General features: G+C 58.4%; 9 protein-coding genes, 2 tRNA genes and 5 rRNA genes (1 of these 16 only partly in view). All 16 read right to left on the minus strand.

Annotated elements, in window-relative coordinates; translation table 11 throughout:
* Positions 1-37: 37 nt before the first annotated feature.
* Entirely contained in the window at positions 38-1,654 is a 1,617-nt protein-coding gene (locus N4T19_RS12685) for a GMC family oxidoreductase (RefSeq protein ID WP_116926536.1), read from the minus strand.
* Positions 1,651-2,382 carry an ABC transporter ATP-binding protein gene (locus N4T19_RS12690; RefSeq protein WP_182343634.1) on the minus strand — a complete coding sequence of 244 codons (732 nt, stop codon included), beginning with the start codon at positions 2,380-2,382 and terminating at the stop codon, positions 1,651-1,653. Before N4T19_RS12690 ends, N4T19_RS12685 begins: the two co-directional genes overlap by 4 nt.
* Entirely contained in the window at positions 2,375-4,195 is a 1,821-nt protein-coding gene (locus N4T19_RS12695) for a branched-chain amino acid ABC transporter ATP-binding protein/permease (protein ID WP_116926538.1), read from the minus strand. Before N4T19_RS12695 ends, N4T19_RS12690 begins: the two co-directional genes overlap by 8 nt.
* Complete coding sequence (locus tag N4T19_RS12700; protein ID WP_116926539.1) at positions 4,195-5,115, minus strand: branched-chain amino acid ABC transporter permease; 921 nt, start codon at positions 5,113-5,115, stop codon at positions 4,195-4,197. The genes N4T19_RS12695 and N4T19_RS12700 overlap by 1 nt, the downstream gene beginning before the upstream one ends.
* 81 nt (positions 5,116-5,196) lie before the next feature.
* Positions 5,197-6,390, minus strand: a complete 1,194-nt coding sequence (locus N4T19_RS12705) for an ABC transporter substrate-binding protein (RefSeq protein ID WP_116926540.1) — start codon at positions 6,388-6,390, stop codon at positions 5,197-5,199.
* A 141-nt stretch (positions 6,391-6,531) separates the two neighbouring features.
* Positions 6,532-8,166 carry a GMC family oxidoreductase gene (locus N4T19_RS12710; RefSeq protein WP_260718221.1) on the minus strand — a complete coding sequence of 545 codons (1,635 nt, stop codon included), beginning with the start codon at positions 8,164-8,166 and terminating at the stop codon, positions 6,532-6,534.
* 100 nt (positions 8,167-8,266) lie between these two features.
* Positions 8,267-8,962, minus strand: coding sequence for an HAD family hydrolase (locus N4T19_RS12715; RefSeq protein ID WP_116926542.1), 696 nt, complete (start codon positions 8,960-8,962; stop codon positions 8,267-8,269).
* 31 nt (positions 8,963-8,993) lie between these two features.
* A complete protein-coding gene (locus tag N4T19_RS12720) occupies positions 8,994-9,398 on the minus strand; it encodes a YchJ family protein (RefSeq protein ID WP_116926543.1) in 405 nt (134 codons plus the stop codon).
* Between the two features lie 3 nt (positions 9,399-9,401).
* Positions 9,402-10,121 carry a DUF4197 domain-containing protein gene (locus tag N4T19_RS12725; RefSeq protein WP_260718222.1) on the minus strand — a complete coding sequence of 240 codons (720 nt, stop codon included), beginning with the start codon at positions 10,119-10,121 and terminating at the stop codon, positions 9,402-9,404.
* Positions 10,122-10,301: 180 nt separating this feature from the next.
* Positions 10,302-10,414, minus strand: a 5S ribosomal RNA gene (gene rrf, locus N4T19_RS12730).
* 257 nt (positions 10,415-10,671) lie between these two features.
* Positions 10,672-13,550: ribosomal RNA gene (locus tag N4T19_RS12735) — 23S ribosomal RNA — on the minus strand.
* 387 nt (positions 13,551-13,937) lie between these two features.
* A tRNA-Ala gene (locus N4T19_RS12740) sits at positions 13,938-14,013 on the minus strand.
* Between the two features lie 148 nt (positions 14,014-14,161).
* Positions 14,162-14,238, minus strand: a tRNA-Ile gene (locus N4T19_RS12745).
* Between the two features lie 167 nt (positions 14,239-14,405).
* Positions 14,406-15,934 (minus strand): 16S ribosomal RNA (locus N4T19_RS12750).
* A 367-nt stretch (positions 15,935-16,301) separates the two neighbouring features.
* Positions 16,302-16,414, minus strand: a 5S ribosomal RNA gene (rrf, locus tag N4T19_RS12755).
* Between the two features lie 257 nt (positions 16,415-16,671).
* Positions 16,672-19,493, minus strand: a 23S ribosomal RNA gene (locus N4T19_RS12760); it runs 57 nt beyond the window's last position.
* The 16S, 23S and 5S rRNA genes sit together here with 2 tRNA genes alongside, the layout of an rRNA operon.

The raw sequence follows: 19,493 nt of genomic DNA on the forward strand, positions 1-19,493 counted from the left end.
TCGGCCCGCTGCTAGTGCTGGAAGGCGGGCCGGCTGCCTAGCCCGCGCGGCGCAGCAGGTCGGCGCCCTTCTCGCCAATCATCATCGTGGCCGCGCAGGTGTTGGCCGAGGTGATCTCGGGCATCACCGAGGCATCGATCACCCGCAGCCCCTGCAGCCCATGCACGCGCAGCTGGGCATCGACGACGGCACCTGCCTCGGGGCGGGGCCCCATGCGCGCCGTGCCGTTGAGGTGGTAGGACGAGACACCGTAGCGGTAGATAAAGTCCAGGATCTCGTCATCGGACTGCACCTGCGGCCCGGGCATGACCTCGTCCACCCGGTAGGGCGCGAGCGCCTGGCTCTGCAGCAAGGCCCGGGCCTGGCGCACACCTCGGATCAAGGTCTGGCGGTCGCCCTCGTCGTCCAGATAGCGCGGCTGCACGACCGGGTCGGCCAGCGGATCGCTTGAGGCCAACTGCACCGTGCCCATGCTCTGCGGCCGGTGCTGCCAGACGCCGCAGGTCATGCCTGGGAACACATCGAGCTGGCCCACATAGCCTTCGCGGTAGCTGGCCGGGGAGAACACACCTTGCAGATCGGGCCGCGCGAGCCCTGGCTGCGAGGCTGCGAACCAGTGCACGACGGACGGGCTGAGCTGCAGAATATTGGGCTTGCCGCGCAGCCATTGCCAGGCCTGGCCCCAGAGGCGCGGCACACGCGCCAGCTCGTTGATCGTGGTGGCGTTCTTGACCGACGCGACCAGCCGCACCGAGAAATGGTCCTTGAGGTGCTGACCCACGCCCGGCAAATGCACCTGGGTGGCAATGCCCAGCGCGCGCAGCCGCTCGCCATCGCCAATGCCCGACAGCTGCAGCAGCTTCGGCGTGTTGATGGCGCCGGCGCTGACGACCACCTCGCGCCGCGCCCTCACTTGGCGCCGCACGCCATCTTGCAGGTATTCCACACCACAGGCGCGGCCGTCCTCGACCATAATGCGCAGCGCCTGCGCGCCGGTCCGCACATCCAGGTTGCGGCGCCGCATCGCTGGGCGCAGAAAGCAGCCCGCCGTGCTCATGCGCCAGCCGTTGTGGATGCTGCGCTGGAAATAGCCCACGCCTTGCTGGTAGGCGCCGTTGTAGTCCGGGTTGCGCGCGAGGCCCTGCTCGGCAGCGCCCTCCAGGAAGGCCTCGCAAATCGGGTGCGGCCAGTGCGGCAGGCTGACCTTGAGCGGGCCGTTGTGGCCGCGCAGTGCCGGATCGCCGCCATCGACAAAATGCTCGCTGCGCTGGAAGTACGGCAGCACCTCGTCATAGGACCACCCCGCATTGCCCTGCGCCGCCCAGCCATCGAAATCCTCGCGCTGGCCCCGGTTGTAGACCAGACCGTTGATGGAGGTGGAGCCGCCCAAGGTCTTGCCCTGGGGCAGCGGAATGCGCCGCCCTCCCGTGCGCTCCGTCGGCTCGGAGCTGAACTGCCAGGCCACCGCCGGATTGAAGATCACCTTGATAAAGCCGGCCGGCAGCTTGAGGTAGGGCCTGTGGTCGGGCGGGCCGGCTTCGAGCACGCAGATGCGCAGCGCAGGATCCTCGCCCAAGCGGGCGGCGACGATGGCGCCGGCCGCGCCGCTGCCGACCACCACATAGTCAAAATGGTCGGCTGCCGGCGCGCTCATGCATGGGCTCCCAGGTACGCGGCACGCACCTTGGGGTCGCGCCGCAGATCGGCCGCGGCGCCCTGCAGGGTGAAGTGGCCCGTCTCCAGCACATAGGCGCGGTCAGCTACCGCCAGCGCCTGGTTGGCCATCTGCTCGACCAGCAAGATGGTCACCCCCTGCGCCTTGAGCTGGCGCACGATCGCAAAGATCTCCTTGACGATCAGCGGCGCCAGGCCCAGCGAGGGCTCATCGAGCAGCAGCAGCTTGGGCCGCGACATCAACGCGCGCGCAATCGCCAGCATCTGCTGCTCGCCGCCCGACATGGTGCCGGCCATCTGCGCGCGGCGCTCACGCAGCCGCGGGAAGGTGTTGAACTGCTGCTCCACATCGGCGGCAATCGCGGCGGACCCATCCTTGCGGTGGTAGGCGCCCAGCAGCAGGTTGTCATGCACGCTCTGGTCGGCAAACACCTGGCGGCCTTCGGGCGACTGGGCAATGCCAAAGGGCACACGCAGGTGGCCGGGCATGCGGGTGATGTCCTGGCCCAGGAACTCGATGCGGCCCGCCGCTGTGGGCTCCAGGCCCGAGATGGCCTTCATCAGGGTGCTCTTGCCTGCGCCATTGCCACCGATGATGGTGACCACCTCACCGGCATGCACCTGCAGCGACACCCCCTTGAGCGCCTGCACGGCACCGTAGTGCAGCTCCAGCGCCTCGACACGCAGCAATGGTGTTTGCTCAGGCATGGGGGCCTCCGTTCATCGCGTTGTCCTCGGTTTCATCATCGCTGCCCAGGTAGGCGGCAATCACGCGCGGGTTGCTTTGCACCTGCTGGGGTGTGCCCTCGGCAATCTTCTGGCCGTAGTCGAGCACGATCACGTGGTCGGACACAGCCATCACCAGGTCCATGTGGTGCTCGATCAGCAGCACGGTAATGCCCAGATCGCGGATGCGTGCAATCACCTGGATCAGCTCCTGCGTCTCCTGCGGGTTGAGGCCGGCGGCCGGCTCATCGAGCAGCAGCAAACGCGGATGGGTGGCCAGCGCGCGGGCCAGCTCCAGCCGGCGCTGCAGGCCATAGGGCAGGCTGCCGGCGGTATGCAGCGCCTTGTCACGCAGCTGCAGGCGGTCAAGGATCTGCAGCGCCTCATCCCGCGCAGCGAGCTCAGCGCGCCGGGCCTTGCCCACCCCTATCAGGCTGGCAAAGAACCCAGCCTGGATATGCGCATGCAAGCCGACCTTGACGTTGTCGAGCACGGTCATATCGCTGAAGAGGCGCAGGTTCTGGAAGGTACGGCCCAGGCCCATGCGGGCAATCCGGTTGGGCGAGACACCGACGATGCTCTGGCCCGCAAACTGGATGGAGCCGCGCTCGGGCACCACAATGCCCGACAGGATATTGAGCAAGGTGGTCTTGCCCGCGCCATTGGGCCCGATCAGCGAATGCACATGGCCGGGCTTGATGCATAGATCGACCTCATTGGTCGGCACCACGCCGCCGTAAGCCTTGTAGATGCCGCGACCGTCCAGCAAACCTTCTGCGCCGGTGCTGGCCAGCGGCGCGGCCGATTTGAGCTGCCAGGCCGGCAGATCCTGCGGCAGCTGCGGCGTGGGCAGCAGGCCCGGTGCGTATTTGCGCGCCAGGCTGCGCAATGTGCCGGCCAGGCCATTGGGCATGGCGTACAGCGCAAACAGCAGCAGCGCACCATAGGTGAAATGCTGCACACCCGGCCAGCGCGACAACAGCGAATCGAGCAGGGTCAACACCACAGCGCCCAGCAGCGGCCCGTAGACGGAATTGCCACCAAACAGCACCACCAGCAGGAAGAAGACCGACAGATTGAAAGTGATGAAGTCCGAGTTGATGTACTGGTTCTGCTGCGTGATCAGCGCGCCGGCAATGCCGCAGGTGAAGGCACTGATGACAAAGGCCAGCACCTTGAACTTGTAGACGCTGACGCCCACGCTCTCGGCCGCCACCTCGGCGGTGTTCACGGCCATGAAGGCGCGGCCAAAACGCCCCGCCAGCAGGTGGCGGAACATGACATGCAGCACCACGCACAGAGCCAGCACAAACCAGACCCAGTGCGAGGAGGCAAACATCTGGTCGCCCAGCTTCAAGGGCACCACGCCATAGATGCCCTGCTGGCCGGCAAATACATCCTGCCATTCCGAGACCACCTTCTCGACGACGATGCCAAAGCCGATGGTGACCATCGCCAGCGCCGGCCCTTTGACGCGCAGCGCCGGCAGCGCAATCACCACGCCAAACAGCCCGGCCAGCACACCGGCCATTGCAAAGGCGGCCCAGGGGTTCCAGCCCCAGCGGGTGGTGAGCAGGGCCACCGCATAGGCGCCCACGGCAAACAGGCCGGCATGGCCCAGTGATTTCTGGCCGGTGTAGTTCACCAGCACATTCAGCCCCGAGGCGGCGATGTAGTTGACCCCGATCAGAAAGACGATGCGCAGGTAGAAGTCGTTGCTTGTCATCAGCGGGATGGCGGCCACCAGCGCCGCCACCAGGGCCAGCCAGCCGTAGTGCTTGATCTCGCTGTTCATCAGACTTTCTCCACGATCTTCTGGCCCAAGAGGCCCTGGGGCCGCACCACCAGCACCACGATGATCAGCAAGAAGATGCTGATCTCGCGCATCTCCGCCTGCCACAGGCCAACCAGGGCCTCAATCAGGCCCAGCACAAAGCCGCCCAGCATGCAGCCGCGTGGGCTGGTCAGACCGCCCAGAATGGCCGAGGAGAAGGCTTTGAGCGCCAAGGTCATGCCCATGAATACCGATGCCGTCGTGATGGGCGCAATCAGCAAACCGGCCAGGCCCGCCAGGCTGGAGCTGATGACAAAGGCCAGCACGACGATGGCCGTCACATTGATGCCCATCAGGGTGGCTGCACTGCCGCTTTGCGCCACCGCGCGCACGGCCTTGCCGATGCGGGTGTGGCGCATCACATAATCGAGCGCGAGCAGCACGGCCACGCTGCAGACCAGCACCAGCACCTCTTGGGGCAGCACACCGGCATTGCCGATGCGCAGCACCTCGCTGCCCAGCGGCGAGGGCATGACCAGCGGCGCCGGGCCCCAGATGGCCAGCGCCGTGTTCTGGATGATGATGCCAAAGCCGATGGTGCTCATCACCCAGGCCATGCCGCCGCGCCCCACAAAGGGCCGCACGGCGGCGTAATAGAGCAGCAGGCCCAGCAGCGCCAGGACGGCCATCGTGCCCACCAGGCTGAGCACATAGCGCCACAGGCTGACATCGGCGGGCAGCAGGCTGTCGGTGATGTTCTTGCCGGCGAGCAGCAGCAGCGCCGAGACCGCGACAAACGCGCCCGCGACCAGGAACTCGCCCTGGCCAAAATTCAAGGTCTTGGTGGTGTTGAAGGTGATGTTGAAACCCACCGCCACCAAGGCATAAATACTTCCCAAGGCCAGCCCGCTAAAGACCGCCTGCAGTATCGAATCCAGCATACGCACCCCAGACACATTGCCGCTAAAAAAACCAGGCCTGCGCGCCGCATGGGGCGGGCGCAGGCCTGACAAGTCGATGCCTTACTTCTTCAGATCCGCTGGCGTGAGCGACTTGTAGACACTGTCTTCAAAACGCACCACGTCGCTGCCCTTCCAGCGGGCGAGGTAGAAGTCGCCCACGCTCAGGCCTTCGTGGTTGGTCTTGCTAAAGGGCTTGTCGTAGGTCTTGATCACGCCCTCGGTGCTGTTCAGGTTCTCCAGCGCAGCAGCGACCTTCTCGCCATCGGTGCTGTTGGCCTGCTTCATCGCAGCGGCCAGCAGCATCACCGAGTCATAGGCCTGGGCGGCGCAGGGGAAGGTGGTCAGGGTTGGGAAGTTCACGCGCACGCGCTGGCCCAGGGCCTTGGTCTTGGCCGAGGTGTCTTCGGTCGTCGAAGCCGCCATGATCAGGTGCTCGGCCAGCTTGGTGCCTGCCATCTTGGGCAGCAAAGAGCTCAGGTTGCCCCAGGTGCCCAAGGTGACGGGCATGTAGTTGATCTTCTCCATGCTGCGCAGCACCTGAGCGGCGCCGTCGGCAATGCCATAGATGATCACGGTGTCAGCTCCTGCCGCCTTGATCTTGTTGAGCTGCGAGGTCATGTCGGTGTCTTTGGGGCCGTACTTCTCGACGGCCACTGGCTTGATGCCGTGCAAGGCCAGAATCTCGGTCGCATCCTTGATGCCGCCCTGGCCGTAGCCGGTGGAATCGGCCAGGATGGCGATCTTCTTGTCCTTCGAGGCCTTGACGGCATAGGCGCCCAGCAGCGCGACCTGCTCGCGGTCCACCATCGAGATGCGGTAGAGGTAGTTCTGCGGCTCCTTGGCGTAGCGCGTGGTGATCTCGGTGGCGGTGCCAATCGGCACGATGACCGGCACCTTCTTTTGCTGCGGAATATGCAGCCAGGCCAGCGCATTGCCAGAGTTGGCCGGGCCCACGATGCCGCTGACCTTTTCGCTGTCGATCAGCTCCTGCACGGTCTGGATGGCCTTGGGCGGCGTGCCCTGGTCATCGCGCACCACCCCGACCAGCTTGCGGCCCATGATGCCACCCGCTTTGTTGATGTCCTCGATAGCGGCTTCAAAGCCCCAGCGGCCGGAGATGCCCAGCTCGGCCACGCCGCTGGCCGATTGGTCGGCGGTGTAGCCGATCTTGATGTCCTGGGCCTGGGCCGAAAATGCCAAAGTGCTGGCCACCAGCGCCGCAGCCTTCGTCAAACGATAGACGAGCTTGTTCATGTTTGTCTCCTTGCTTTGTTGTCAAATCTCTTGGTCAGCCTCCACCGCACGCACGAGGCCCTTGTCTTCTTCAATATAGCGGCGGATGCCGCAAACGCTCTTCTGGGTTTCTCCTAGGTAAGAGTTCGTAACTACAACCCCTTAGTGGCGGTGCTCGGCCAGCAGCAAATCGGCGGCCTTTTCGGCAATCATCATCGTCGGCGCGCCGGTGTTGCCTGAGGGCATGGCCGGCATCACCGACGCATCGGCCACCCGCAAACCGGCCATGCCATGCACGCGCAGTTGGGGGTCGACCACGGACTGCCCATCGCCGGCTGCGCCCATGCGGCAGGTACCCATGAAGTGCCAGGCCGTGCTGCCCCGCTCACGGGCAAACTGCAGCAGTTCCTCGTCCGATTGCAGCTGGGAGGACGGCGCCTCATCGCTGGCCACATAGGGCGCCAAGGCGGCACTGTGCAGCAGGCGACGGGCCTGGCGCAGGCCTTCGACGACCAGGCGCTGGTCGGCCTCATCGTGCAGGTAGTGCGGCTGGATCACCGGGCTGTCCCAGGCATGGGCCGAGGCCAGGCGCACATGGCCCCGGCTCTGCGGCCGCAGCTGGTAAAAGCCCAGGGTCATGCCGGGGAAATCATCGAGCTGGCCGGCAATGCCGGAGGCATAGCTGCCCGGTGAGAAATGGAACTGAAAATCGGCCCGGCCGCCTGGCGCTTGCGCCGATGAAAACGCATAGGCCACCGAAGGGCTGATGGCCAGAATGCTGGGTTTACCAGCCAGCCAGCGCGCCACCTGGCCCCAGAGCCGCCAGCCCCGGGCGGTGGTGTTCAAGGTTGGCGCGTTCTGCACCCGCACGATGGAGCGCAGCATCATATGGTCCTGCAAGCCCTGGCCCACGCCCGGCAAGTGCTGCTGCACCGCAATGCCCAGGTCCTGCAGGCGCTGCGCATCACCCAGGCCCGACAGGTTGAGCAGCTTGGGCGAATTGATGGCACCGGCTGCCACCACCACCTCGCGGCTGGCCTGCAGGCGCCGCACAGGGCCACCCGGTTCGGCCGCGTATTCCACACCGGTAACGCGCGCGCCCTCCATCACCAGGCGGCTGACCTGCGCATGGGCAATCACCCGCAGATTGGCGCGCCCCTTGGCTGGGCGCAAAAAGGCCTTGGCGGCACTGACCCGCCAGCCCCGGTGGATCCAGCGCTGGTAATAGCCAGCGCCCTCCTGCTTGCCCGCGTTGTAGTCCTTGCCTGAGGGAATGCCCTGGCTGGCGGCACCGGCGATAAAGGCGTCGCACAGCGGGTGGCGCCAGTCGCAGTCGGTGATCGGCAACTCGCCTTCCAGCCCCCGGTAGTTCACATCGCAGATGGCCAGGCGCTGCTCGGAGCGCTTGAAGTACGGCAACACCTCGTCATAGGACCAGCCGGTGGCGCCCTGGGCTGCCCAGTCGTCATAGTCCTGGGCCTGGCCGCGCACATAGTTGAAACCGTTGACGGCACTGGAGCCGCCCAGGGTACGGCCTAGCTGCGCGACCACCTGGCGGCCCATGGTGGCGGCATCGGGCGCAGTCTTGAAAGGCCAGGTGTAGCGCGGGTTGTAGCCAACCTTGATAAAGCCGGCGGGGATATGGATGTAGGGGTGGTGATCGGGTGGGCCGGCTTCGAGCAGGCAGACCTGGAAGCGGCCCGATGCGCTCAGGCGGTTGGCGAGGATGCAGCCAGCCATGCCGGCACCGACAATGATGAAGTCAAACGCCGCATCCCATTCATGCACAGGCCCCATAACAGCTCCAGGTGGCAAGCAGACGAAAAGTCTAGGTGTAGCCTGGCATCCGGCCTGTCGCGTCAGTGTCCGCCTCTGCGTCTGGGGCGGATCTTAAAGCTCAGACAGCGACGGCCGATTCGCGGGCCACGCGCTGGGGCAGCTCGGCCATATGTTCAAAGAACTGGCTGGCACCGGCTGCCGCCAGATCGGCCTGCGAGCAGACCGCATGCGCTGGCGGGTGGTAGGCCCACACGGTAGCGCCGGCCGCCACACCTGCCTGGGTGCCGGTCACACTGTCTTCGATCACCAGGCAGCGCTGCGGATCGGCGCCCAGCGCGGCAGCCGCGGCCAGGTAGACATCCGGGAAAGGCTTGGTACGCGGCATCTCATGGCCGCTGAAAATGCGCCCTTCAAAATAGGGCAGCAAGCCGGCAATGCGCAGCTGCATCACGATCTTCTTGCGGTCGGCCCCCGAGGCGCAGGCAATCTGCCCGTTGAACTGCGCATGCAGGGCCTTGATGGCCTCCACCGCGCCGTCGATGGCTTTGACATCCTGCTCCAGCGCCACATTGCGGCGCGCATAGAACTCTTCCATCCAGGCATCAGTCAGCGGCTTGCCGGTGTTCGCCTCGATCAAGTCCTTCTGGCTGCGCACCATCTTGCCGATGAACAGCTGCAGGCAATCCTCGGACGACAGCACCCAGCCCGCTTCATTGAGCATCGTGCACAGCACCCGGTTGGTGATGACTTCGCTGTCCACCAACACACCATCGCAATCAAACAGCATGGCCTCGAAGCCTGCATTGGGGTTCATTTTGGGATCCTAGAAAAATGACAGGTGGCGATCAAAATTGGTCACCATCCAGATAAAACCAGCGGCCTTGCACCTGCACAAAGCGGCTGCGCTCATGCAGGCGCACCGCGCGGCCTTGCAGCTTGTAGCGGGCGACAAACTCCACCTCGGCGTGGTTGTCGTCGACCGGGTCAAAGGCCTTGACCTGCAAGCCCAGCCAGCGGCACTGCGGTTCAAAATCGAGCTGCGATGGGCGGGTCGAGGCATGCCAGGTGGCCAGCAGGTAGGCACGCTCCTCCCGCACAAAGGCGCTGTAACGCGATCGCATCAGATGCTCAGCGTCCGGTGCTGGCATGCGCTCAAAATCGGCAATAAAGCGGCCACAACAGGCGCTGTAGGCAGCACCGGATTCACAAGGGCAGGTGGGCTGCGCGGGCGATGGAGGGTTCTTCGCCATGGCTTAGCGCAGCGCTCCAAAGACCTTGCGCACGGCCGCATTGGCGCTGCCCAGCGGGTTCTGGCGAATCGCGCGCTCTTGCTCGCCAATCACGGCGTAGAGGCCCTCCAAGGTCTTGCCGGTCACATACTGGTTCAGGTCGAGCGTATCGCTGGACACCCCAAAGCTCGATGCCTTGCCCACCAGCTGGTTGTACTGCTGCACCACACCGACCTGGCCGGTCGCCTGGGTCACTACGGGCAAAAAGCGCTGCGTCAATGGCTGGCGTGTTTTTTCCATAAAGAAAGTGGTCACCGAATGGTCCCCACCACTCAGAATGCGTTTGGCATCATCGAGGGTCATGCGCTGCACTGCATCCAGCAGCACATCCTTGCCCATCGGCACAGCCAGCTCGGCCGCGCGGTTGATGCCCTGCTCCACCTCATCCACATAGCGGCCCTGGCCAAAGCGGCGCATCATCTTGGCCGCCTCACCCATATAGCCCGGCAGCGGAATGCGCAGCTGGGGGTTGTTGAAAAAGCCCCCGCTTTGGCCCAGCTGGGACACTGCCACCTGCGCGCCCTGGGTCAATGCGGCCTTGATGCCCTGGCTGGCATCGGTATTGCTCAGATCGGCCAGCGAGAGCGCCAAAGCCGGAGACACCGCGCCGGCGCCGCCCAGCAGCGCCAATAAATGCAGCAGACGGCGGCGCTGCGCCTGGCGCAGACAGCTTTGCTCGGTCATGGCAGTCCTTGAAAACACAAACCGCTATTGTGCCAAACACCGGCATTCAGCCGTGCGCCAGGGGTGCTTGCCGGCGCTGCGCGCAATCGCAAAAGATAGTCAGCTCGAGGGGTCAGTATTGGCTGCGCAAAAGAAAAACCCCTCAACTCGGTAAGAGCAGAGGGGTTGATCAGTATAAAAGCCTGACGATGACCTACTTTCACACGGGAATCCGCACTATCATCGGCGCGAAGTCGTTTCACTGTCCTGTTCGGGATGGGAAGGAGTGGTACCAACTTGCTATGGTCATCAGGCATAACTTTTTGCTTCTTGGCCGCTTTGCGCTGATCGGTCGATCAGGGCATTGCTGCTTTCGAAGCGAATTCATAGAGTCGGCATCAAGCTTTGAGGGCTTGGTGCTATCAGCGTTTTATTTGATTGCGCCGACCTGAGCCAGTGATTGTAACACGCTGTGTTGTTCATCATTGTCTGATCTCAAGTCTTTGGCATAACTGCAGTTGCAGTGTTCTTTGCATTGGGCCCCATCTAAGGCGGGGCCAATCAAAGTTATAGGGTCAAGCCGCACGAGCAATTAGTATTGGTTAGCTTAACGCATTGCTGCGCTTCCACACCCAACCTATCAACGTCCTGGTCTAGAACGACTCTTCAGGGGGGTCAAGCCCCCGGCAGATCTCATCTTGGAACGAGTTTCCCGCTTAGATGCTTTCAGCGGTTATCTCTTCCACACATAGCTACTCGGCAATGCCACTGGCGTGACAACCGATACACCAGAGGTGTGTCCACTCCGGTCCTCTCGTACTAGGAGCAGGCTTCCTCAAATCTGCAGCGCCCACGGAAGATAGGGACCAAACTGTCTCACGACGTTTTAAACCCAGCTCACGTACCTCTTTAAATGGCGAACAGCCATACCCTTGGGACCGACTACAGCCCCAGGATGAGATGAGCCGACATCGAGGTGCCAAACACCGCCGTCGATATGAACTCTTGGGCGGTATCAGCCTGTTATCCCCAGAGTACCTTTTATCCGTTGAGCGATGGCCCTTCCATACAGAACCACCGGATCACTATGTCCTGCTTTCGCATCTGCTCGACTTGTCAGTCTCGCAGTTAAGCACGCTTATGCCATTGCACTATCGTCACGATGTCCGACCGTAACTAGCGTACCTTCGAACTCCTCCGTTACGCTTTGGGAGGAGACCGCCCCAGTCAAACTGCCTACCATGCACTGTCCCCGATCCAGATAATGGACCAAGGTTAGAACCTCAAACACACCAGGGTGGTATTTCAACGTTGGCTCCATGAGAACTAGCATCCTCACTTCAAAGCCTCCCACCTATCCTACACAGATCTGTTCAAAGTCCAATACAAAGCTACAGTAAAGGTTCATGGGGTCTTTCCGTCTTTCCGCGGGGAGATTGCATCATCACAAACATTTCAACTTCGCTGAGTCTCAGGAGGAGACAGTGTGGCCATCGTTACGCCATTCGTGCAGGTCGGAACTTACCCGACAAGGAATTTCGCTACCTTAGGACCGTTATAGTTACGGCCGCCGTTTACTGGGACTTCAATCAAGAGCTTGCACCCCATCATTTAATCTTCCAGCACCGGGCAGGCGTCACACCCTATACGTCCACTTTCGTGTTTGCAGAGTGCTGTGTTTTTATTAAACAGTCGCAGCCACCTATTCTTTGCAACCCCGTTTAGCTCCGTTTGTACAACTTCACTTACTGAGGGCACACCTTCTCCCGAAGTTACGGTGTCAATTTGCCGAGTTCCTTCTCCTGAGTTCTCTCAAGCGCCTTAGAATACTCATCTCGCGCACCAGTGTCGGTTTGCGGTACGGTCGTGTGTAGCTGAAGCTTAGTGGCTTTTCCTGGAAGCTGGGTATCACTCACTTCGTCTGCAAGCAGACCCGTTATCACCCCTCATCTTAGCCCGGCGGATTTGCCTACCGAGCACGACTACAGGCTTGAACCAACATATCCAACAGTTGGCTGAGCTAACCTTCTTCGTCCCCACATCGCACTACACATCGGTACGGGAATATTGACCCGTTTCCCATCAGTTACGCATCTCTGCCTCACCTTAGGGGCCGACTTACTCTACGCCGATGAACGTTGCGTAGAAAACCTTGCGCTTACGGCGAGCGGGCTTTTCACCCGCTTTAACGCTACTCATGTCAGCATTCGCACTTCTGATACCTCCAGCATCCGTTACCAGACACCTTCACAGGCTTACAGAACGCTCTCCTACCACGCACAGTAAAACTGTGCATCCGCAGCTTCGGTAACTGGCTTAGCCCCGTTACATCTTCCGCGCAGGACGACTCGATCAGTGAGCTATTACGCTTTCTTTAAATGATGGCTGCTTCTAAGCCAACATCCTGACTGTTTTAGCCTTCCCACTTCGTTTCCCACTTAGCCCGTTTTAGGGACCTTAGCTGGCGGTCTGGGTTGTTTCCCTCTTGAGTCCGGACGTTAGCACCCGGTGCTCTGTCTCCCAAGCTGTACTCTGCGGTATTCGGAGTTTGCATAGGTTTGGTAAGTCGCCATGACCCCCTAGCCTAAACAGTGCTCTACCCCCGCAGGTAATACTTGAGGCACTACCTAAATAGTTTTCGGAGAGAACCAGCTATTTCCAAGTTTGTTTAGCCTTTCACCCCTATCCACAGCTCATCCCCTAGTTTTGCAACACTAGTGGGTTCGGACCTCCAGTACCTGTTACGGCACCTTCATCCTGGCCATGGATAGATCACTTGGTTTCGGGTCTACACCCAGCGACTTGTCGCCCTATTCGGACTCGATTTCTCTACGCCTTCCCTATTCGGTTAAGCTTGCCACTGAATGTAAGTCGCTGACCCATTATACAAAAGGTACGCCGTCACCCCTAAGGGCTCCGACTTTTTGTAAGCATGCGGTTTCAGGATCTATTTCACTCCCCTCCCGGGGTTCTTTTCGCCTTTCCCTCACGGTACTTGTTCACTATCGGTCGATGATGAGTATTTAGCCTTGGAGGATGGTCCCCCCATATTCAGACAGGGTTTCTCGTGCCCCGCCCTACTTGTCTGCAGCCTAGTACCACCAATGCGTTTTCACATACGGGGCTATCACCCACTATGGCCGGACTTTCCATTCCGTTTTGTTAACACACTGACTATCACTGCAAGGCTCTTCCGAATTCGCTCGCCACTACTATCGGAATCTCGGTTGATGTCTTTTCCTCTGGGTACTTAGATGTTTCAGTTCTCCAGGTTCGCTTCGACAACCTATGTATTCAGTTGCCGATACCTATTGCTAGGTGGGTTCCCCCATTCAGAAATCTCCGGATCAAAGTTTATTTGCCAACTCCCCGAAGCTTATCGCAGGCTATCACGTCTTTCGTCGCCTATCATCGCCAAGGCATCCACCACATGCTCTTAGTCACTTGACCCTATAACTTTGACATCTATCTCTAGATCTCAAGCTCAAGAACCCAAGCAACTGCTTTGCGAGGTCTCTCACCTCGCGCGTTATGCCGTAATGTGAATATCTTTGCTGTAGACCCGGTCGCCCAGATCCACATTCTTGAAGAATATTCGTCATTACTGAATAAAATTGCTCTCGCAAAGTTTCATTCGTTTTGACGCAATCAAATTGTTGCTGGTGGCACGGTCTGCACTAAACCTTTACGAATGTGCAGTTTCCACCAGCAACGCTGATTTTCGACTCTATGAATTTTTAAAGAACAGCCGTTTGATCCGGGAATCCGGAATCAACAACAAAACAGTCTCTTGCGAAACCGCTTTGGTGTTGAGTGATAAGTTATCAGTAAAAGTATTGGTGGAGGATGACGGGATCGAACCGACGACCCCCTGCTTGCAAAGCAGGTGCTCTCCCAGCTGAGCTAATCCCCCTGATTGCCTATAGCCGGCGCATTGCTTCGTTGCCCGCTGCTCACACACATCAGTGTGCTTCGCACCAGACGCCTCGCACTGCTTGGCTCTAGTCAATCATCGACTAACTAAAGCGGCATAAGCTCAACCTCTAATCCGTTGGAATCTATGGTGGGTCTAGTTGGGCTCGAACCAACGACCCCTGCGTTATCAACACAGTGCTCTAACCAGCTGAGCTACAGACCCATTCCACGCAGCTAACTCTTGTGAGCTAGCCACCTGGCTTGTGTTCCAACAACCGATAAGTGTGGGCGTTCAATCTTGATTGCTTTTTTGGCTCCTGCCGTGCCGATGGCACTTAACTTTGTTTGCACAAAGTTAGCATCCACCGAAACAGCGAAGCTGTTTTCCAGAAAGGAGGTGATCCAGCCGCACCTTCCGATACGGCTACCTTGTTACGACTTCACCCCAGTCACGAACCCCGCCGTGGTAAGCGCCCTCCTTACGGTTAGGCTACCTACTTCTGGCGAGACCCGCTCCCATGGTGTGACGGGCGGTGTGTACAAGACCCGGGAACGTATTCACCGTGACATTCTGATCCACGATTACTAGCGATTCCGACTTCACGCAGTCGAGTTGCAGACTGCGATCCGGACTACGACTGGCTTTATGGGATTAGCTCCCCCTCGCGGGTTGGCAACCCTTTGTACCAGCCATTGTATGACGTGTGTAGCCCCACCTATAAGGGCCATGAGGACTTGACGTCATCCCCACCTTCCTCCGGTTTGTCACCGGCAGTCCCATTAGAGTGCCCTTTCGTAGCAACTAATGGCAAGGGTTGCGCTCGTTGCGGGACTTAACCCAACATCTCACGACACGAGCTGACGACAGCCATGCAGCACCTGTGTTACGGTTCTCTTTCGAGCACATGTCCATCTCTGGTCACTTCCGTACATGTCAAAGGTGGGTAAGGTTTTTCGCGTTGCATCGAATTAAACCACATCATCCACCGCTTGTGCGGGTCCCCGTCAATTCCTTTGAGTTTCAACCTTGCGGCCGTACTCCCCAGGCGGTCAACTTCACGCGTTAGCTTCGTTACTGAGAAAGTTAATTCCCAACAACCAGTTGACATCGTTTAGGGCGTGGACTACCAGGGTATCTAATCCTGTTTGCTCCCCACGCTTTCGTGCATGAGCGTCAGTACAGGTCCAGGGGATTGCCTTCGCCATCGGTGTTCCTCCGCATATCTACGCATTTCACTGCTACACGCGGAATTCCATCCCCCTCTACCGTACTCTAGCTATGCAGTCACAAAGGCCGTTCCCAGGTTGAGCCCGGGGATTTCACCTCTGTCTTACATAACCGCCTGCGCACGCTTTACGCCCAGTAATTCCGATTAACGCTCGCACCCTACGTATTACCGCGGCTGCTGGCACGTAGTTAGCCGGTGCTTATTCTTACGGTACCGTCATCACTCTCCTTTATTAGAAGAGAGCTTTTCGTTCCGTACAAAAGTAGTTTACAACCCGAGGGCCTTCATCCTACACGCGGCATTGCTGGATCAGGCTTTCGCCCATTGTCCAAAATTCCCCACTGCTGCCTCCCGTAGGAGTCTGGGCCGTGTCTCAGTCCCAGTGTGGCTGGTCGTCCTCTCAGACCAGCTACAGATCGTCGGCTTGGTAAGCTTTTATCCCACCAACTACCTAATCTGCCATCAGCCGCTCTAGTAGCGCAAGGCCCGAAGGTCCCCTGCTTTCATCCTTAGATCTCATGCGGTATTAGCTACTCTTTCGAGTAGTTATCCCCCACTACTAGGCACGTTCCGATGTGTTACTCACCCGTTCGCCACTCGTCAGCATCCGAAGACCTGTTACCGTTCGACTTGCATGTGTAAAGCATGCCGCCAGCGTTCAATCTGAGCCAGGATCAAACTCTATAGTTCGATCTTGAATTTAAAGTCTCTCGACTACTCACTCACTTGACGGAATCAAGAAGATTAAAATCTTCCTCATTACTGTTTAAAGTGAGCGCTTGTTTTGCTCCGAAGAACATATGGCAATCGCCACCAAACGCCCACGCTTATCGGCTGTTAATTTTTAAAGACCTGACCCAAGAGCCTCAACCCTCAGATCCCCTTCGCCGCGATCAGCGAAGCCTTGTATTGTAGCACAGCTTTTGCTGTGCTCCAGAACGTTTTCACGTTTTCTTCTCAACTCTTGCAGCTCACCGACCCTTGGGCCTGGCACGCTACTCTTTTAAGAGCAGAGAAGAAAACGTCCAGCTAGTTGCTGGACGTTTTCAGTATAAAAGCCTGACGATGACCTACTTTCACACGGGAATCCGCACTATCATCGGCGCGAAGTCGTTTCACTGTCCTGTTCGGGATGGGAAGGAGTGGTACCAACTTGCTATGGTCATCAGGCATAACTTTTTGCTCCTTGGCGGCTTTGCGCTGATCGGTCGATCAGGGCATTGCTGCTTTCGAAGCGAATTCATAGAGTCGGCATCAAGCTTTGAGGGCTTGGTGCTATCAGCGTTTTATTTGATTGCGCCGACCTGAGCCAGTGATTGTAACACGCTGTGGTGTTCATCATTGTCTGATCTCAAGTCTTTGGCATAACTGCAGTTGCAGTGTTCTTTGCATTGGGCCCCATCTAAGGCGGGGCCAATCAAAGTTATAGGGTCAAGCCGCACGAGCAATTAGTATTGGTTAGCTTAACGCATTGCTGCGCTTCCACACCCAACCTATCAACGTCCTGGTCTAGAACGACTCTTCAGGGGGGTCAAGCCCCCGGCAGATCTCATCTTGGAACGAGTTTCCCGCTTAGATGCTTTCAGCGGTTATCTCTTCCACACATAGCTACTCGGCAATGCCACTGGCGTGACAACCGATACACCAGAGGTGTGTCCACTCCGGTCCTCTCGTACTAGGAGCAGGCTTCCTCAAATCTGCAGCGCCCACGGAAGATAGGGACCAAACTGTCTCACGACGTTTTAAACCCAGCTCACGTACCTCTTTAAATGGCGAACAGCCATACCCTTGGGACCGACTACAGCCCCAGGATGAGATGAGCCGACATCGAGGTGCCAAACACCGCCGTCGATATGAACTCTTGGGCGGTATCAGCCTGTTATCCCCAGAGTACCTTTTATCCGTTGAGCGATGGCCCTTCCATACAGAACCACCGGATCACTATGTCCTGCTTTCGCATCTGCTCGACTTGTCAGTCTCGCAGTTAAGCACGCTTATGCCATTGCACTATCGTCACGATGTCCGACCGTAACTAGCGTACCTTCGAACTCCTCCGTTACGCTTTGGGAGGAGACCGCCCCAGTCAAACTGCCTACCATGCACTGTCCCCGATCCAGATAATGGACCAAGGTTAGAACCTCAAACACACCAGGGTGGTATTTCAACGTTGGCTCCATGAGAACTAGCATCCTCACTTCAAAGCCTCCCACCTATCCTACACAGATCTGTTCAAAGTCCAATACAAAGCTACAGTAAAGGTTCATGGGGTCTTTCCGTCTTTCCGCGGGGAGATTGCATCATCACAAACATTTCAACTTCGCTGAGTCTCAGGAGGAGACAGTGTGGCCATCGTTACGCCATTCGTGCAGGTCGGAACTTACCCGACAAGGAATTTCGCTACCTTAGGACCGTTATAGTTACGGCCGCCGTTTACTGGGACTTCAATCAAGAGCTTGCACCCCATCATTTAATCTTCCAGCACCGGGCAGGCGTCACACCCTATACGTCCACTTTCGTGTTTGCAGAGTGCTGTGTTTTTATTAAACAGTCGCAGCCACCTATTCTTTGCAACCCCGTTTAGCTCCGTTTGTACAACTTCACTTACTGAGGGCACACCTTCTCCCGAAGTTACGGTGTCAATTTGCCGAGTTCCTTCTCCTGAGTTCTCTCAAGCGCCTTAGAATACTCATCTCGCGCACCAGTGTCGGTTTGCGGTACGGTCGTGTGTAGCTGAAGCTTAGTGGCTTTTCCTGGAAGCTGGGTATCACTCACTTCGTCTGCAAGCAGACCCGTTATCACCCCTCATCTTAGCCCGGCGGATTTGCCTACCGAGCACGACTACAGGCTTGAACCAACATATCCAACAGTTGGCTGAGCTAACCTTCTTCGTCCCCACATCGCACTACACATCGGTACGGGAATATTGACCCGTTTCCCATCAGTTACGCATCTCTGCCTCACCTTAGGGGCCGACTTACTCTACGCCGATGAACGTTGCGTAGAAAACCTTGCGCTTACGGCGAGCGGGCTTTTCACCCGCTTTAACGCTACTCATGTCAGCATTCGCACTTCTGATACCTCCAGCATCCGTTACCAGACACCTTCACAGGCTTACAGAACGCTCTCCTACCACGCACAGTAAAACTGTGCATCCGCAGCTTCGGTAACTGGCTTAGCCCCGTTACATCTTCCGCGCAGGACGACTCGATCAGTGAGCTATTACGCTTTCTTTAAATGATGGCTGCTTCTAAGCCAACATCCTGACTGTTTTAGCCTTCCCACTTCGTTTCCCACTTAGCCCGTTTTAGGGACCTTAGCTGGCGGTCTGGGTTGTTTCCCTCTTGAGTCCGGACGTTAGCACCCGGTGCTCTGTCTCCCAAGCTGTACTCTGCGGTATTCGGAGTTTGCATAGGTTTGGTAAGTCGCCATGACCCCCTAGCCTAAACAGTGCTCTACCCCCGCAGGTAATACTTGAGGCACTACCTAAATAGTTTTCGGAGAGAACCAGCTATTTCCAAGTTTGTTTAGCCTTTCACCCCTATCCACAGCTCATCCCCTAGTTTTGCAACACTAGTGGGTTCGGACCTCCAGTACCTGTTACGGCACCTTCATCCTGGCCATGGATAGATCACTTGGTTTCGGGTCTACACCCAGCGACTTGTCGCCCTATTCGGACTCGATTTCTCTACGCCTTCCCTATTCGGTTAAGCTTGCCACTGAATGTAAGTCGCTGACCCATTATACAAAAGGTACGCCGTCACCCCTAAGGGCTCCGACTTTTTGTAAGCATGCGGTTTCAGGATCTATTTCACTCCCCTCCCGGGGTTCTTTTCGCCTTTCCCTCACGGTACTTGTTCACTATCGGTCGATGATGAGTATTTAGCCTTGGAGGATGGTCCCCCCATATTCAGACAGGGTTTCTCGTGCCCCGCCCTACTTGTCTGCAGCCTAGTACCACCAATGCGTTTTCACATACGGGGCTATCACCCACTATGGCCGGACTTTCCATTCCGTTTTGTTAACACACTGACTATCACTGCAAGGCTCTTCCGAATTCGCTCGCCACTACTATCGGAATCTCGGTTGATGTCTTTTCCTCTGGGTACTTAGATGTTTCAGTTCTCCAGGTTCGCTTCGACAACCTATGTATTCAGTTGCCGATACCTATTGCTAGGTGGGTTCCCCCATTCAGAAATCTCCGGATCAAAGTTTATTTGCCAACTCCCCGAAGCTTATCGCAGGCTATCAC

The sequence above is a fragment of the Comamonas squillarum genome (assembly GCF_025309455.1).
GTDB lineage: Bacteria > Pseudomonadota > Gammaproteobacteria > Burkholderiales > Burkholderiaceae_C > Comamonas > Comamonas squillarum.

What these genes read in the sequence shown, in the direction of transcription:
- N4T19_RS12685 (WP_116926536.1), bottom strand. Translation starts at nt 1,654, where the DNA reads ATGAGCGCGCCGGCAGCCGACCATTTTGACTATGTGGTGGTCGGCAGC.
- N4T19_RS12690 (WP_182343634.1), bottom strand. Translation starts at nt 2,382, where the DNA reads ATGCCTGAGCAAACACCATTGCTGCGTGTCGAGGCGCTGGAGCTGCAC.
- N4T19_RS12695 (WP_116926538.1), bottom strand. Translation starts at nt 4,195, where the DNA reads ATGAACAGCGAGATCAAGCACTACGGCTGGCTGGCCCTGGTGGCGGCG.
- N4T19_RS12700 (WP_116926539.1), bottom strand. Translation starts at nt 5,115, where the DNA reads ATGCTGGATTCGATACTGCAGGCGGTCTTTAGCGGGCTGGCCTTGGGA.
- N4T19_RS12705 (WP_116926540.1), bottom strand. Translation starts at nt 6,390, where the DNA reads ATGAACAAGCTCGTCTATCGTTTGACGAAGGCTGCGGCGCTGGTGGCC.
- N4T19_RS12710 (WP_260718221.1), bottom strand. Translation starts at nt 8,166, where the DNA reads ATGGGGCCTGTGCATGAATGGGATGCGGCGTTTGACTTCATCATTGTC.
- N4T19_RS12715 (WP_116926542.1), bottom strand. Translation starts at nt 8,962, where the DNA reads ATGAACCCCAATGCAGGCTTCGAGGCCATGCTGTTTGATTGCGATGGT.
- N4T19_RS12720 (WP_116926543.1), bottom strand. Translation starts at nt 9,398, where the DNA reads ATGGCGAAGAACCCTCCATCGCCCGCGCAGCCCACCTGCCCTTGTGAA.
- N4T19_RS12725 (WP_260718222.1), bottom strand. Translation starts at nt 10,121, where the DNA reads ATGACCGAGCAAAGCTGTCTGCGCCAGGCGCAGCGCCGCCGTCTGCTG.